17 protein-coding genes are annotated in these 14,682 nt (G+C 62.2%); all 17 read left to right on the top strand.

Annotated features, from left to right (window positions below):
• Window positions 1-198: 198 nt before the first annotated feature.
• Window positions 199-1,272 carry a peptide chain release factor 1 gene (gene prfA / locus OCL88_RS07835; protein ID WP_021471006.1) on the top strand — a complete coding sequence of 358 codons (1,074 nt, stop codon included), beginning with the start codon at window positions 199-201 and terminating at the stop codon, window positions 1,270-1,272.
• A 19-nt stretch (window positions 1,273-1,291) separates the two neighbouring features.
• Window positions 1,292-2,164: a peptide chain release factor N(5)-glutamine methyltransferase gene (gene prmC, locus OCL88_RS07830; protein ID WP_062097174.1), complete on the top strand. Its 873-nt coding sequence runs from the start codon at window positions 1,292-1,294 to the stop codon at window positions 2,162-2,164.
• A gap of 12 nt (window positions 2,165-2,176) precedes the next feature.
• Window positions 2,177-3,097, top strand: coding sequence for an L-threonylcarbamoyladenylate synthase (locus tag OCL88_RS07825; RefSeq protein WP_264962133.1), 921 nt, complete (start codon window positions 2,177-2,179; stop codon window positions 3,095-3,097).
• Window positions 3,094-3,885 (top strand): WecB/TagA/CpsF family glycosyltransferase, encoded by a 792-nt coding sequence (locus OCL88_RS07820; RefSeq protein WP_264962132.1) that lies wholly within the window; start codon window positions 3,094-3,096, stop codon window positions 3,883-3,885. The genes OCL88_RS07825 and OCL88_RS07820 overlap by 4 nt, the downstream gene beginning before the upstream one ends.
• A complete protein-coding gene (locus OCL88_RS07815; RefSeq protein WP_264962131.1) occupies window positions 3,878-4,843 on the top strand; it encodes a glycosyltransferase in 966 nt (321 codons plus the stop codon). Before OCL88_RS07820 ends, OCL88_RS07815 begins: the two co-directional genes overlap by 8 nt.
• 244 nt (window positions 4,844-5,087) lie before the next feature.
• Complete coding sequence (locus OCL88_RS07810) at window positions 5,088-6,200, top strand: MraY family glycosyltransferase (RefSeq protein WP_062097168.1); 1,113 nt, start codon at window positions 5,088-5,090, stop codon at window positions 6,198-6,200.
• A 119-nt stretch (window positions 6,201-6,319) separates the two neighbouring features.
• Complete coding sequence (locus OCL88_RS07805; RefSeq protein ID WP_021471000.1) at window positions 6,320-6,811, top strand: hypothetical protein; 492 nt, start codon at window positions 6,320-6,322, stop codon at window positions 6,809-6,811.
• Complete coding sequence (locus tag OCL88_RS07800) at window positions 6,798-7,133, top strand: hypothetical protein (protein ID WP_264962130.1); 336 nt, start codon at window positions 6,798-6,800, stop codon at window positions 7,131-7,133. Before OCL88_RS07805 ends, OCL88_RS07800 begins: the two co-directional genes overlap by 14 nt.
• A gap of 81 nt (window positions 7,134-7,214) precedes the next feature.
• The gene (atpB, locus tag OCL88_RS07795; RefSeq protein WP_021470998.1) at window positions 7,215-8,015 is read left to right on the top strand and encodes a F0F1 ATP synthase subunit A; all 801 of its coding nucleotides are present in this window, start codon (window positions 7,215-7,217) and stop codon (window positions 8,013-8,015) included.
• A gap of 78 nt (window positions 8,016-8,093) precedes the next feature.
• Window positions 8,094-8,297, top strand: coding sequence for an ATP synthase F0 subunit C (atpE, locus tag OCL88_RS07790; protein ID WP_009356484.1), 204 nt, complete (start codon window positions 8,094-8,096; stop codon window positions 8,295-8,297).
• 53 nt (window positions 8,298-8,350) lie between these two features.
• A complete protein-coding gene (locus OCL88_RS07785) occupies window positions 8,351-8,905 on the top strand; it encodes a F0F1 ATP synthase subunit B (RefSeq protein ID WP_021470997.1) in 555 nt (184 codons plus the stop codon).
• The gene (locus tag OCL88_RS07780) at window positions 8,905-9,732 is read left to right on the top strand and encodes a F0F1 ATP synthase subunit delta (protein WP_021470996.1); all 828 of its coding nucleotides are present in this window, start codon (window positions 8,905-8,907) and stop codon (window positions 9,730-9,732) included. Before OCL88_RS07785 ends, OCL88_RS07780 begins: the two co-directional genes overlap by 1 nt.
• Before the next feature lie 83 nt (window positions 9,733-9,815).
• Complete coding sequence (atpA, locus tag OCL88_RS07775; protein ID WP_264962221.1) at window positions 9,816-11,453, top strand: F0F1 ATP synthase subunit alpha; 1,638 nt, start codon at window positions 9,816-9,818, stop codon at window positions 11,451-11,453.
• A gap of 76 nt (window positions 11,454-11,529) precedes the next feature.
• Entirely contained in the window at window positions 11,530-12,420 is an 891-nt protein-coding gene (locus tag OCL88_RS07770; protein ID WP_264962129.1) for a F0F1 ATP synthase subunit gamma, read from the top strand.
• A gap of 82 nt (window positions 12,421-12,502) precedes the next feature.
• Window positions 12,503-13,954 (top strand): F0F1 ATP synthase subunit beta, encoded by a 1,452-nt coding sequence (atpD, locus tag OCL88_RS07765; RefSeq protein ID WP_264962128.1) that lies wholly within the window; start codon window positions 12,503-12,505, stop codon window positions 13,952-13,954.
• Between the two features lies 1 nt (window position 13,955).
• On the top strand, window positions 13,956-14,240 hold the full coding sequence (locus tag OCL88_RS07760; protein WP_021470992.1) for a F0F1 ATP synthase subunit epsilon: 285 nt from the start codon (window positions 13,956-13,958) through the stop codon (window positions 14,238-14,240).
• Window positions 14,241-14,250: 10 nt separating this feature from the next.
• Window positions 14,251-14,682: a DUF2550 domain-containing protein gene (locus OCL88_RS07755; protein WP_071416302.1), complete on the top strand. Its 432-nt coding sequence runs from the start codon at window positions 14,251-14,253 to the stop codon at window positions 14,680-14,682.

Here is a 14,682-nt window from a genome sequence, read left to right as displayed (position 1 = left end):
CCGCTGATACTGCTGCCCCCGCCCCTTCGCCGGGTGGCTTGCGATCTTCGATCCCAAGCCGCCCGGCTCCGGCAGGCCCGAAGCCACTCCCGGGGCAGCAGAATCAGCGGCTCGTCTGCGTTCGGCCCACCTTCCATGGGCTGTCAGTGACCACACGATGCAGTTATTAGACTTGTACAAGGCGAAAGAGGTTTGAGAATGTTTGAGTCCGTACAGGGACTTCTGGATGAGCATGCTGCCATCCAGGCCCGGTTGAGCGATCCTGCTGTCTACGCCGATCAGTCGCTGGCCCGTAAGTTGGGGCGGCGGTCTGCCCAGCTTCAGGGCATCGTGGAGGCGTACAACAAGTGGCGCGGACTCAATGATGACCTCGAAGCGGCCAAGGAAATGGCTGCCGAGGACCCCGACTTTGCTGCCGAGGTGGACCAGATCGAGGAGCAGATCCCCGCGGCCCAGGAGCGGCTGCGCCGGTTGCTGATTCCCCGCGATCCTGACGACGCCCGCAACGTCATCCTCGAAGTAAAGGGCGGTGAAGGCGGCGACGAGGCAGCGTTGTTCGCCGGGGACCTCCTGCGCATGTACATGCGTTACGCCGAATCCCGAGGCTGGAAGACTGAAATGATTTCCGCCACGGAATCGGACCTGGGCGGCTACAAGGACGTTTCCGTGGCCATCAAGGGCAACTCCAACGATCCCGCTGAGGGTGTCTTTGCCCGCCTCAAGTTCGAGGGCGGCGTCCACCGCGTGCAGCGTGTTCCGGTCACGGAGTCCCAGGGCCGCATCCATACGTCCGCCGCCGGTGTCCTGGTGCTTCCCGAAGTGGACGAGCCCGAGGAAATCGAGATCAACCAAAACGATCTCAAGATCGACGTTTACCGTTCGTCCGGACCGGGTGGACAGTCGGTCAACACCACCGACTCCGCTGTCCGCATCACCCACTTGCCGACGGGCATCGTTGTGGCCATGCAGAACGAGAAATCGCAGTTGCAGAACCGTGAAGCCGCCATGCGCGTGCTCCGTGCCCGCCTCCTGGCCCACCAGCAGGAGCAAATCGACGCCGCCAACTCCGAACAGCGCAAGTCCCAGATCCGCACCATGGACCGTTCCGAGCGCATCCGTACGTACAACTTCCCGGAAAACCGCATCGCCGACCACCGCACCGGCTACAAGGCATACAACCTTGACGCCGTCATGAACGGTGATTTGGAACCGGTCATCCAATCCGCCATTGAGATGGATGAACAGTCGCGCCTGGATGCCATCGGCGAATAGCAGCCGGACGCAGGTAACCATGTCGTTTCACCCTGGCCAGAGCCTCGCGGACGCGGTTCGCGAGGCCACAGCCGTTCTGGCCGATGCCGGAGTCCCCAGTCCGCGCGTCGACGCGGAATTGCTTGCCGACCATCTGCTCGGTGTCGGTTTGGGGCGGCTCCGGGCCATGCTGTTGGGCACCACCCCGGCGCCCGAGGGCTACGCCTCCCTGGTGGCCGAACGTGCCTCGCGCGTCCCGCTGCAGCACATTACCGGCGTCGCCTATTTCCGGCACCTGGAACTGCACGTCGGCCCCGGTGTTTTTGTTCCCCGGCCAGAGACTGAATCCGTGGTGCAGCTGGTCATCGACCGGATCGCCTCACTTGACCGTCCCAAAGTAGCGGACCTCGGCACCGGCTCAGGTGCCATCGCGGGCTCCATTGCACACGAAGTGCCGGGTTCGGAAGTCCATGCGGTGGAGTTCAGCCACTTGGCTTTTGCCTGGGCCGCAAGGAACCTCGCGCCTTTGGGAGTCATCCTCGTTGAAGGAGACCTGCGGGATGCCTTGGTCGAACATGACGGAACCTTTGACGTCGTCGTCTCCAATCCGCCCTACATACCCGCCGAAGCTATCCCGAATGAACCGGAAGTGGCGTTGCACGATCCCCCTGAGGCCCTGTACGGCGGGGGAGCGGACGGCATGGAACTTCCGACGGCGGCAGCGGCCTCGGCGGCCCGCCTGCTGAAACCAGGGGGGTACTTCGTCATGGAACACGCCGAAGTCCAAGCCGGGTGGATAGCCGGCATGTTGGGGCGTGCCGGCAAGTGGCAGGACATCACCACGCACTTCGACCTCAACGGCAAGGAACGGGCCACGAGCGCGGTGCTGGCGAAGACGGCCACCGAAGAGTGAAAGAATAGCGCTGTGACCACAACCTACAATTGCACTTCCGATGACCAGCGGGCTGAGGGACTTCAGCATGCACAGCGTGCCATCAGCGAGAAGAAGTGCATCGTCCTGCCGACCGACACCGTTTACGGGATCGCAGCGGACGCTTTCTCGCCCCTGGCTGTGACCATGTTGCTTGCTTCCAAGGGCCGCAGCCGCCAGATGCCGCCGCCCGTACTGATACCCAGGATCAACGCCTTGGACGGACTGGCCACCGACGTCCCGGCAGACGCCCGTGCGCTGGCGCAGGCTTTTTGGCCTGGCGGACTGACGCTTATCCTGCACGCACAGCCTTCCCTCGATTGGGACCTCGGGGATACCAAGGGCACGGTAGCCCTCAGGATGCCCGATGATGAGCTCGCCCTGGAGTTGCTTGGGCTGACGGGTCCCTTGGCGGTTTCATCGGCCAACCGCACTGGCCAGGAAGCAGCGCAGACGGCTTCCGAGGCACGAATGCAGCTGGCCGAGTCCGTTGAGGTTTACCTTGAAGGCGGCTTCCGGCCCCTCCAAGGCACAGCCGCAGTTCCGTCCACCATCGTGGACGCAACCCGGACGCCGTTCCGGGTGGTGCGCCAAGGCGCCGTCCCGCTTGAAAGCCTTCGGGAGATTGTGCCTTCCGTGCTGGGTTTCGGCGAAACAGCACCTGAGTCGCCTGCCGAAGCAGACGCCGGGAGTACGGCGCCGGAGGCCGAGCCTGTGAACGCGGGGCCTGGAGATGCAGGGCCCGTGAACGCCGAGCCTGTGGACGCGGGGCCCGTAGACGCAGCGCCCGTAGACGCAGCGCCCGTGGACGCAGCGCCCGTGGACGCAGAGCGGCCGGACGCCGGATCCGCTGAAGCGCACACCGCGAACGTAGCGCCACCGTCCAATGCAGCCGGCGAAGCCAAGCCCGAATGATCCCGGCCCGTCAGCGCGTCCCCGTCCTCGACGTCGACGCAACACCGCTGCGCGCGGATGACGTCGTCCAAGCACTCGAAGGCCTGATCAGTGACGGCACTACGAGCACGGTGCTCGGCCACAACCTGCACAGCGTCACCCTTTTCCACACGCGCCAGGATTTCCGGACGCTCTATGACGGCAGCGCGGTTGTCCTGCTCGACGGAGCGCCCGTGGCGATGCTCTGGGGAGCGGCGCGCCGGCCGCACTTGAAGTCACGTGGACAGCGGAGCATGGACTACCGGCTGGGTTCCATGGATTGGATTCCGGAGCTCGGCAGGGTCAACAACCTTGAACGCGTCGCCGTGGTTGGCGCAGGACGGGATGCCAATACCAAGGCCGTGGCGCAGATCCGTTCGATCATTCCGACAGCGACTGTCGACGGCATGCCCGGGGAGGACTGGGACCATGCCCTCGAAACTGCCGTGGTGGACTGGCTTGGCGATTTCCGTCCCCAGCTGGTGCTCCTCGGACTGGGGATGCCCCTGCAGGAAAGCGTCCTGAGTCGCAGGCTCCACCAGTTGCCCCCCGCCGTGTACTGCGCGGTGGGCGGGGCGATTGAGCAGGTGGCGGGTGTTCAAAAGCTCGCGCCGCGCTGGCTGGGCCGCCTGGGGCTCGAGTGGGCGTGGCGGCTCGTCCTGCATCCCGGACGGGTGGCCTACCGCGTATTTGTCGAACCGTGGAAGCTGGCAGGCATTTTGCTGCGCCGCCGCCTCCAACCGACCCGAGCAAAGGGAAGTAATGTCTAATCCCGTTGTGGTGGCCGTCGTGGTCACCTATAACCGGCGAGAGCTCCTTGAGACAACGTTGGCGGGTATCGCTGCCGGCACCCAAGTGCCCGACGTCGTCGTTATTGTGGACAATGCTTCGACGGACGGAACCGCAGAATACCTGCGCACCTACGCCGGGCCCTTGAAGACGGACCTTGTGACGTTGAACAGCAACGTCGGCGGCGCCGGAGGGTTCGTTGTTGGCATGGAGCGCGCCGTCCTCGACCACGCTGCGGACCACGTCTGGATCATGGATGACGACACTGAGCCGCAGGCCAACGCACTCCGGGAAGCCCTGGATGTCTCCGAAGGCTACGGCGCCGCGACGGGAGTACTCCCTGCCTTCATCGCGAGCCGCGTGGTCTGGACCGACGGTCGCGACCATCCCATGAACCGGATGCGGCCCCGCATCGGTGCCAGTGAAGCCGCGCGCGCCGCAGCATCCCGCGTCGGGGCGACGCAGATCCGCAGTGCGTCGTTTGTCTCCGTCTTGATCCGGGCCGAGGAGATCAGGCGGAACGGGCTGCCCATTGCGGACTATTTCATCTGGAATGACGATCTTGAGTTCACGGCGCGCATCTCACGGCACGGCGTGGCCCTCGCCAGCGGCGCGTCCGTGGCCAACCATCACACCAAGGTGTTCGGGGACGCCGGAGCAGATCCAGGTCCCCGCTTCTACTACGAGGTCCGTAACAAGCTGTGGGTCTATACCCGGTCGAATGCCTTGACTCCGTGGGAGAAGGTCTTGTTCACCGGAGCTTCGCTGCGCAACTGGGCACGCACCATCGCGTCATCGCCCAACCGCAGGATGCTGTTGGGCGGGTTCGCCAAGGGCGTTCGCGACAGCTACAGGCCGCCGCGTTCCAACGCGTCGGTGCTTGCGGGAATCTACCCGCTGCGGGACGTCCAAAAGGACCTCCAGCGCGGCCCCCGCTAGGGAACGGTGCCGCGGGCGGTCCCCGAAAAGTCAACAGGTCCCGGCTGCGTCACGCCGACGCCCGGAGCCGTTGGCATTAGTATCGTCTACTAGAGTCCACGTAAAACCAGCAACATTCGGCACAGCCGGTGCAGGCATGGCGACGGAGTAGTTCCATTTATCCAAAGACAGCATTCCACACACCGAGCTGCCCCGAACCCCACCATTTTCCGGCGTCGATGACGCTGCGTTCCGGAGCCGCATCATGATTATGTACCTGCTGATGGCCCTCACGGCTGCCGTGGTGGCCTACGCGGGCACCTGGGGTGCGCGGGTCCTTGGCAATAAGCTTCGCCTGTACCAGCCCATCCGCAGCAGGGACATGCACTCGGCGCTGATCTCCAAGCTGGGGGGACTGGGAATCTTTGCGGGGTTCTTCGCTGCCCTGGTGGTGGCCGGTAACTCCTTCTTTGTCAAGGATATTTTCCGGCAGAACGATGCCCCGTGGGGGATCCTGGCCGGCGCGGTGGTTATCGTGGCGGTCGGAGTCGCCGATGACATCCTGGACATCCGCTGGTGGATCAAGCTGCTGGGCCAGGCCGCGGCCGCGCTGATCGTGGCCATCTGGGGCGTCCGCATGTCCGTGGTTCCCTTCATTCCGGAACCGGTCTTCATCCAGTCCGAACTCGTCCAGATCGCCCTGACGGCCGGATTGATCGTCACCACCATGAACGCGGTGAACTTCATCGACGGACTGGACGGCCTTGCCGCCGGCGTAGCGACGATCGGCGGGGGCGCCTTCTTCCTCACCGCGTACTGGGTCCACCGGAACAACCCCTCCACCGACAACTCCGATCTGGCAACGCTCCTGATGGCCATTCTGGTGGGCAGTTGCATCGGCTTCCTCCCGCATAACTGGTTCCCGGCGAAGATCTTCATGGGCGACTCCGGGGCGATGCTGATCGGGCTCCTGATGGCCTCTGCCGGCGTCGTGGCCACCGGACAGATCGAGTCCGGCCTCTATGACCGCGCCAACGGCATTCCGACCATCATTCCGATCCTGTTGCCGTTCGCCGTGCTGTCATTGCCGCTGCTTGATTTCGGCATGGCCGTGGTGCGCAGGACGGCCCGCGGCCAGTCGCCGTGGTCCGCCGACCGCGGGCACCTCCACCACAAGCTGGTGGACCTTGGCTACTCGCACCGCACCGCCGTCGTGATGCTTTACGTCTGGACCTGCATTCTTGCTTTCGGCGGCGTGGCTTTCGCCGTCTTTCCCTGGCAGATCGTCCTGATCGTGGACATCGTTGCGGCTCTGGTCATGGCGGCCATTACCGCGTGGCCCTACTTCACCCGTCATACGGCACGGCCGGGGGAGTAGTCCATGACGTCCGGTTAGGGCCGAAGTTCTATCTCATGTAGAATTCTTGGTGCGGACAGTCACTCGCCCGTATCCCCGCTTTGAGAATCTGGCTCCCTGCCACAAGGATTGGTTTCCCCATGACATCCAACGCCCGATCCGGACATGCGTCCGGCCGCCGCGGCGATGGAATTTTTGGTGGGATCTCCTCTCTTTGGCTTCGGTTGCTGGTGCTGAGCTCCCTGGCATCCGGCATCGCTGCCGCCGTGACATGCGTTGTGGCAGCAATGGTCGACGGCGGGCAAGGCGCGCTTTCGACGGCGGCCGGAGCCTTGCTGGTGATGCTCTTCTTCGCCATCAGCCTCCTGATAGGGCACTTCGTCGGCCGTGCAAATCCTTCCGGCGCCATTGGCCTTTTTGTTGCGACGTATTTCGTCAAGGTCGTGGGCTTCGCCGTGGTGCTTTTTGCCCTCGGCAGGCCTGACTGGATCATCGGCCGCTGGTTCCTCATCGGGGCCGTCGTGGGCGTAGTGGCATGGCAGGCTGCAGAACTCTACGGATTCAGCAAGGCACGCCTGCAGATTTTCAACGACCCCACCGAACCGAAGGGCGGCCCGGATGCCACTGCGTAAGCGCAAGACGTCCACGGAGAACGCCACATCAGTTTCCAGTGACGCCGGTGACGCGGCCGAAGCCTCGAACGACGGCGGATACAACGCCGGCATCGCGGTCTTCAGCTACATCATTGGCGGGATCATTGTCTGGAGTTTGATAGGCTGGGGACTGGATAATCTGTGGGGGACCCGCTGGATTGTGCTCCTTGGCGCTCTGCTTGGAGCCGCAGGAGGGTTCTATCTTTCCCATATGCACGGCCTCACCAAGCAACGCACTTCTGCTGGCGAGAGTAGCGCAGACCGCGGTCCGTCCAAAGACGGGAACAGTAATGCCAAATAATTTCACATGGAATGGGGATGCATTGAGTGTGTCCGCTTTCCGCCCAATGCCCAATGATGGACACAGCAGAGAGGAAACGCGTTGATCGCGCTTGCGCTCCCAGCCCAGGATTCGGGGTCCTTCACCCCACCCGGAATCGAAGAAATGCACCTGCCGGCAATCCTGCCTTGGGGTGCTGCGGACGGCTTCTCCAAGCAAATGCTGCTGGTGATCCTGTCGGTCGTCATTATCGCCGCTTTCTTTGTGGCCGCCGCGCGGAAGCAGCAGCTGGTCCCCGGCAAGCTGCAGTTCGCAGGCGAGATGGCCTACGGCTTCGTCCGTAACAGCATCGCCAAGGACATCATCGGCGGCAAAGACTTCATCAAGTACGTGCCCCTGCTGTTCAGCCTGTTCTTCTTCATCCTGGTGAACAACATCTACGGCGCCATTCCCGTCATCCAGCTCCCGAGCTTCTCCCACGTCGGCGGCGCCTATGTCCTCGCGGGCATCGTGTACTTCACCTGGATCATCATCGGCATCAAGAAGAACGGCCTGAAGTACTTCAAGCTCGCGACCGTTCCTTCGGGCGTGCCGTGGTACATCCTCCCGATCGTCGTACCGATCGAAATCATCTCCAACTTCCTGGTCCGCCCGGTAACGCACAGCCTCCGTCTGTTTGCCACCATGCTGGCCGGCCACCTCATCGTCATGCTCGCCGGCTCCGGCATCGAGTTCCTCGTCATGCAGGAGAACATCCTGCTCAAGGGAACCTCGGTCCTGGTGCTCGTCGGCGCGATCGCCATGTACATGCTCGAAGCACTGATCATGGCGCTGCAGGCTTACGTGTTCACCCTGCTGACCGCGATCTACATCGAAGGCGCCCTGCACGCCGACAGCCACTAAGGCACACAGTCTTCCCCTGATGGGGATTGAAGTAAACCAAACAACCTGCCACACGGGTGGCATCTTGAAAGGAAAAAAATGGAAGGCAATCTCAACCTCGTAGGTTACGGTCTGTCCGCAATCGGCGGTGGTATCGGTGTGGGTCTCGTGTTCGCGGCTTACATCAACGGTGTTGCTCGTCAGCCGGAAGCTCAGCGCGTGCTGCAGCCGATCGCATTCCTTGGTCTGGCACTGACCGAAGCTCTTGCCATCCTCGGCCTCGTCTTCGCTTTCGTTCTCTAGTTTCAACTTCAGAACAGCGAATTCCGCAACCGAGTAGATAGGACGGGTGAAATATGAATCAGCTGATCATCTCAGCCGCCACTGAAGGCGAAGAGGCAAACCCGCTCGTTCCCAACGTCTGGGAAATGGGCGTTGTCCTCGTCGGCTTCGCAGTCCTTCTGTTCATCGTGGTCAAGTTCATTGTCCCGATGTTCGAGAAGACGTTCGCTGAGCGCGCCGAAGCGATCGAAGGTGGCATCGCAAAGGCGGAGCAGGCCCAGGCCGAGGCTTCCGCAGCTCTTGAAGAGTACAAGCAGCAGCTCACCGATGCCCGTGCCGAGGCCAACCGCATCCGCGAGGAAGCACGCGCCGAAGGTGCCCAGATCCTGGCGGACCTGAAGGCAAAGGCGGCTGCCGAGTCTGCACGCATTACCGAGCAGGCACACGCAGCCATCGAGTCGGAGCGCGCAGCTGCTGTTGTGTCCCTCCGCTCCGAGGTCGGCACATTGGCTACCACGCTGGCAGGTCGCATTGTTGGTGAAGCACTGACGGACGACGAGCGTGCCGCGCGCGTTGTTGACCGCTTCCTGGCTGATCTGGAGACCCAGAACGCAGGTGCAGCTAGCTAATGGCAGGTATATCGAGCGAATCGCTGACCACGGCGCTGGCGGACTTGGAAGCCAAGCTTCCTCTGGCCTCGCTGCAGTTGGCTAAGGACCTCTTCGGAATCCTGGGAACGGTGGACAGCTCGGCTGGCTTGCGCCGCGCCCTGACTGATCCGTCCCGCAGCGGAGACGAGAAGTCGGCGCTGGTCAAGCAGCTGGTTGGCGGAAAAGTCTCCGCTGATGCTGCTGAGATCGCAGGCGGACTGGCCAGCTCACGCTGGGCATCTGCTCGTGATATCGGCGATGCACTCGAGACGCTTGCCGCCACGGTCGTCATTGCCGTAGCTGAAAAGAAGTCGGCCGTTTCTGCCTCCGGAATCACGGGGCTGGAAGAGCTGGAAAACGACCTGTTTGCCTTCAACCAGGTTGTCGCTTCCAGCCACGAAGTACAACGTGCCTTGTCTGAGCCGCAGGCAACGGACGCAGCCAAGCTCGCACTTGTCGGGAAGCTGCTTCCAGGCATCAGCGAGGAGGCCAAGGTCCTCATCGGCCAGGCCGTTACGGCGCCGCGCGGTGTTAAGCCGAGCAAGCTCGTCGAGTCCTTCGCGAAGCTTGCAGCCAAGCGTCAGCAGCGCTGGATTGCAACCGTCAGCGTTACCCGTCCGTTGACGGAAACGCAGGCCAGCCGACTGCAGGCCGGGCTGAACGCGCTGTACGGCCGCGAACTGAAGGTCAACGTCAACGTTGAACCGTCGCTGATCGGCGGAATCCGGGTTCAGGTGGGAGACGAAGTGCTGGACGCTTCCGTTATCGCCCGCCTGACCGAACTCCGCCGCCAGCTCGCCGGCTAGCCAGGCAAAGCACAACTAACTGATATAAAACCCGGTCATCGTGAGCAACGATGATCACGAAAACAGGAGAGCAGGGACTGCAGATGGCCGAATTGACCATCAACGCCGACGACGTCCGTAATGCGTTGAACGAGTTCGCGGCGTCCTACGAACCCGGTAACGCAGAGCGCGTAGAGGTTGGTCGCGTGACCGCCGCCAGTGACGGCATCGCCCGTGTTGAGGGTCTTCCCTCGGTCATGGCGAACGAGCTGCTTCGCTTCGAAGACGGCACCCTGGGCCTCGCCCAGAACCTCGACGTCCGCGAAATCGGTGTGATCGTACTCGGTGACTTCACCGGAATTGAAGAAGGCCAGGAAGTTCACCGCACCGGTGAGATCCTGTCCGTGCCCGTTGGCGACGCCTTCCTGGGCCGTGTGGTCGACCCCCTGGGCCAGCCCATTGACGACCTCGGCGAGATCAAGGCCGAAGCCACCCGTGCACTGGAGCTGCAGGCTCCGGGCGTGACCGAGCGCAAGTCCGTTCACGAACCGATGCAGACCGGCCTTAAGGCTATCGACGCCATGATCCCGATCGGCCGTGGCCAGCGTCAGCTGATCATTGGTGACCGCCAGACCGGCAAGACCGCTATCGCGGTGGACACCATCATCAACCAGAAGGCCAACTGGGCTTCCGGAGATGTCAACAAGCAGGTTCGTTGCGTTTACGTCGGTGTCGGCCAGAAGGCTTCCACCATCGCAGCCGTCCGCCAGACGCTCGAAGACCACGGTGCACTGGAGTACACCACCATCGTGGCTTCCCCGGCATCTGACCCCGCCGGCTTCAAGTACCTGGCACCTTACGCAGGTTCGGCCATTGGCCAGCACTGGATGTACGGCGGCAAGCACGTCCTGGTGATCTTCGATGACCTGTCCAAGCAGGCCGAAGCTTACCGCGCTGTGTCCCTCCTGCTGCGTCGTCCGCCGGGACGTGAAGCATACCCGGGTGACGTCTTCTACTTGCACTCCCGCCTGCTGGAGCGTTGTGCGAAGCTCTCCGACGAGTTGGGCGCAGGTTCCATGACCGGTCTTCCGATCGTCGAGACCAAGGCGAACGACGTTTCCGCCTACATCCCGACCAACGTGATCTCCATCACCGATGGCCAGATCTTCCTCCAGTCGGACCTCTTCAACGCCAACCAGCGTCCCGCTGTTGACGTTGGTGTGTCCGTCTCCCGCGTGGGTGGTTCGGCACAGGTCAAGTCCATGAAGAAGGTCTCCGGTACCTTGAAGCTGGACTTGGCTCAGTACCGCGACATGCAGGCATTCGCCATGTTCGCCTCGGACCTGGACGCTGCTTCCCGTCAGCAGCTGACCCGTGGCGCACGTCTGATGGAGCTCCTCAAGCAGGGCCAGTACTCGCCGTTCCCGGTCGAGGAGCAGGTTGTCTCCATCTGGGCCGGTACCAACGGTTACCTGGACGACGTTCCGGTTGAGGACATCAGCCGCTTCGAAGCCGAGTTCCTGGAGCACCTGAGGCACCAGTCCTCCATCCTGACCACGCTGGCCCAGACCAACGTCCTGGATGACGACACCACCGCAGCGCTGAAGGAAGCCATCGTTTCCTTCAAGAAGGGCTTCTTCGGTGAAGGCGACAACCGTCTGGTTGGTGCCGGCCACGAAGAGTACGAAGCGATCTCGGGCGGCGACGTCGACCAGGAAAAGATCGTCAAGCAGAAGCGCTAGTTTCGATGACCTGCTCTGCCGGGGTCCGCAAGGGCCCCGGCAGGGCAGTACGTCGGGAACTTAGGAAAGGATAAGTATGGGAGCCCAGATCCGGGTCTACCGTCAGAAGATCAGCTCGACGACGTCGATGCGCAAGATCTTCAAGGCGATGGAACTGATCGCTACCTCGCGCATTGGCAAGGCCCGCGCCCGCGTAGCAGCTTCACTGCCGTACGCGAACGCCATCACCCGCGCCGTTTCTGCTGTCGCGACTCAGAGCGAAATCGACCACCCGCTGACCACCGAGCCGGAGCAGATCCGTCGGGCCGCAGTCCTGGTTATTACCTCGGACCGTGGCCTCGCAGGATCCTACTCCGCCAGCGTGCTCAAGCAGGCCGAAGGCCTCAGCGAGCTGCTTCGCGAAGAAGGCAAGGAAATCAAGTCTTACCTGGTCGGCCGCAAGGCGCAGGCTTACTTCGAATTCCGCAACCGTGAATACGCCCGCGTTTGGACCGGCGGCACGGATGCGCCGGAATTCGGGACTGCCCGTGAAATCGGTGCTGCCCTCCTCGAAGACTTCGCCACCGCGTATGAAGAGGGAGGCGTGGACGAGATCCACGTCGTCTACACCCGCTTCAAGTCCATGGTGACGCAGGAACCGACGGTCATCCGTTTGCTCCCGCTCGAGGTCGTGGAAGAGGAAGCAGCCTCGGAGTCCGAGCTGCTGCCGCTGTACGAATTTGAACCGGAAACCGAGCAGGTCCTTGATGCCCTGCTTCCGCGTTACATCGAATCCCGCATCTTCGCAGCCATGCTGCAGGCCGCAGCTTCCGAGCTCGCAGCCCGCCAGCGCGCCATGAAGTCGGCCGGTGACAACGCAACGGAACTGATCAAGAAGTACACGCGCCTTCGCAACACGGCCCGTCAGGCCGAAATTACGCAGGAGCTTTCCGAGATCGTGGCCGGCGCAGACGCCCTCGCGTCCTAGCCGGTAGGGATCCGGCCCGAAGCCGCACCTGCACCAAACAGATAAACTTAACCCACGCCATCTACTGAGTGAAGTGAGAGAGATGACTGCCACTGCTACCGAACACGTAGCAACGGCCGGTGCAACCGGTCGTATTGCCCGTGTTATTGGTCCGGTTGTCGACGTCGAATTCCCGGCTGACGCAATCCCCGAGATCTACAACGCGCTGACCACCGAGGTTACCCTCAACGGCCAGACCAAGACCATCACGTTCGAGACCTCCCAGCACCTGGGTGACAACCTCGTCCGCGCCATCTCCCTGCAGGCAACCGACGGCCTCGTCCGCGGCACCACTGTCCAGGACTCCGGCGCTCCGATCTCCGTGCCCGTTGGCGACGGAGTCAAGGGCCACATCTTCAACGTCCTCGGCAAGCCGCTTGACGTCGACGAGTCGGAAATCAAGGCTGACGCCTACTGGCCGATCCACCGCAAGGCTCCGAGCTTCGCTTCGCTCGAGGGTTCCACGGAGATGCTTGAAACCGGCATCAAGGTCATCGACCTCCTGACCCCCTACATCAAGGGTGGAAAGATTGGTCTGTTCGGTGGCGCCGGTGTGGGCAAGACCGTCCTGATCCAGGAAATGATCACCCGTGTTGCCCGTAACTTCGGTGGTACCTCGGTATTCGCCGGTGTTGGCGAGCGTACCCGTGAAGGTAACGACCTCTGGGTTGAAATGGAAGAGGCAGGCGTTCTCAAGGACACCGCCCTTGTCTTCGGCCAGATGGATGAGCCGCCGGGAACGCGCTTGAGGGTCGCACTGTCTGCGCTCACGATGGCGGAGTACTTCCGCGATGTCCAGAACCAGGACGTGCTGCTCTTCATCGACAATATCTTCCGCTTCACGCAGGCAGGTTCGGAAGTTTCCACGTTGCTCGGCCGTATGCCGTCCGCCGTGGGCTACCAGCCCAACCTTGCTGACGAGATGGGTCTGCTCCAGGAGCGCATTACGTCCACCAAGGGCCACTCGATCACGTCCATGCAGGCAATCTACGTGCCCGCTGACGACTACACCGACCCGGCGCCGGCAACCACGTTCGCCCACTTGGATGCCACCACGGAACTTTCCCGTGAAATCGCATCCCGTGGCCTGTACCCGGCTGTTGATCCGCTGACGTCCACGTCCCGTATTCTGGACCCGCAGTACATCGGCAAGGACCACTACAACACGGCTGTTCGTGTTAAGCAGATCCTGCAGAAGAACAAGGAACTCCAGGACATCATCGCCATCCTCGGTGTTGACGAATTGTCCGAAGAGGACAAGATCGTCGTGTCGCGTGCACGCCGTATCCAGCAGTTCCTCTCCCAGAACACCTACACCGCCAAGCAGTTCACCGGCGTCGAGGGCTCCACCGTTTCCATCAAGGACACGGTCGAAGGCTTCACCGCTATCTGCGACGGCGAGCTGGACCACATCGCAGAGCAGGCGTTCTTCAACGTCGGCGGCCTGGATGACGTCGAGCGCAACTGGGCCAAGATCCAGGAACAGACCAAGTAATATGGCTGAGCTTGAGGTTGAGATTGTCGCGGAGGACCACTTCGTGTGGTCCGGCGCGGCCAAGATGGTGAAGGCCCGCACCAGCGATGGTGAAATCGGAATCCTGCCGGGCCACTCGCCCCTTCTGGCCATTTTGGCTGAGGGTGAGTTGGCAATCCAGCCGGTTTCCGGTGACCGGATTGCGGTAGTGGTCGATGGCGGGTTCTTCTCCGTCGACAACGATCGTGTGGTCATTGTTGCTGACAACGCCAACTTGGGCGAAGCGGCTACAGCGGGGATCCGATAGCTAGACCTTGATGGACGATTCCCTTATTCCGTTCATCGCCTTGGCAGCGGCGTTTGCGTTGCTTGTTTTTTCACTGTGCCTTTTCGGGGTGCGCCGCTTCAATCTGCGGCGCGCCCTGGGCACGGTCGACGCCTCCATTTGCATGGCTGGAAACAGCTGGCAGATGGGGGTTTGTCGTTATCAGGACATGGAACTCGAGTGGTTCCGTTTAATGTCCCTCAGCGTGGTACCTAAGTACCGTTTCAAGCGCAGCTCGCTTGAGCTTCTTGGCAGGCGCAAGCCCACTGAAGAAGAGCTTGTCCAAGTACAACCCGATGTGGTGGTGGTCGAGCTTCAGTACGAGGGCAAGAAGTTCCTGCTGGCCATGAAGTTCGAAGCCTACGCGGGGCTTTCTTCCTGGCTGGAGGCCGGTCCGGTTATCGGCGTCGGCACCTGGCGATAA

The sequence above is a fragment of the Paenarthrobacter sp. PAE-2 genome (assembly GCF_026013155.1).
GTDB classification, from domain to species: Bacteria; Actinomycetota; Actinomycetes; order Actinomycetales; family Micrococcaceae; genus Arthrobacter; species Arthrobacter ureafaciens.
The sequence above is the reverse complement of the archived record's forward strand: the minus strand, read 5'-3'. Positions and strand labels throughout refer to the sequence as shown.

Excerpts from the sequence above, each read along its gene's own strand:
- prfA (WP_021471006.1), top strand. The coding sequence starts at position 199 with ATGTTTGAGTCCGTACAGGGACTTCTGGATGAGCATGCTGCCATCCAG.
- prmC (WP_062097174.1), top strand. The coding sequence starts at position 1,292 with ATGTCGTTTCACCCTGGCCAGAGCCTCGCGGACGCGGTTCGCGAGGCC.
- OCL88_RS07820 (WP_264962132.1), top strand. The coding sequence starts at position 3,094 with ATGATCCCGGCCCGTCAGCGCGTCCCCGTCCTCGACGTCGACGCAACA.
- OCL88_RS07815 (WP_264962131.1), top strand. The coding sequence starts at position 3,878 with ATGTCTAATCCCGTTGTGGTGGCCGTCGTGGTCACCTATAACCGGCGA.
- OCL88_RS07810 (WP_062097168.1), top strand. The coding sequence starts at position 5,088 with ATGATTATGTACCTGCTGATGGCCCTCACGGCTGCCGTGGTGGCCTAC.
- OCL88_RS07805 (WP_021471000.1), top strand. The coding sequence starts at position 6,320 with ATGACATCCAACGCCCGATCCGGACATGCGTCCGGCCGCCGCGGCGAT.
- OCL88_RS07800 (WP_264962130.1), top strand. The coding sequence starts at position 6,798 with ATGCCACTGCGTAAGCGCAAGACGTCCACGGAGAACGCCACATCAGTT.
- atpE (WP_009356484.1), top strand. The coding sequence starts at position 8,094 with ATGGAAGGCAATCTCAACCTCGTAGGTTACGGTCTGTCCGCAATCGGC.
- OCL88_RS07785 (WP_021470997.1), top strand. The coding sequence starts at position 8,351 with ATGAATCAGCTGATCATCTCAGCCGCCACTGAAGGCGAAGAGGCAAAC.
- OCL88_RS07780 (WP_021470996.1), top strand. The coding sequence starts at position 8,905 with ATGGCAGGTATATCGAGCGAATCGCTGACCACGGCGCTGGCGGACTTG.
- atpA (WP_264962221.1), top strand. The coding sequence starts at position 9,816 with ATGGCCGAATTGACCATCAACGCCGACGACGTCCGTAATGCGTTGAAC.
- OCL88_RS07770 (WP_264962129.1), top strand. The coding sequence starts at position 11,530 with ATGGGAGCCCAGATCCGGGTCTACCGTCAGAAGATCAGCTCGACGACG.
- atpD (WP_264962128.1), top strand. The coding sequence starts at position 12,503 with ATGACTGCCACTGCTACCGAACACGTAGCAACGGCCGGTGCAACCGGT.
- OCL88_RS07760 (WP_021470992.1), top strand. The coding sequence starts at position 13,956 with ATGGCTGAGCTTGAGGTTGAGATTGTCGCGGAGGACCACTTCGTGTGG.
- OCL88_RS07755 (WP_071416302.1), top strand. The coding sequence starts at position 14,251 with ATGGACGATTCCCTTATTCCGTTCATCGCCTTGGCAGCGGCGTTTGCG.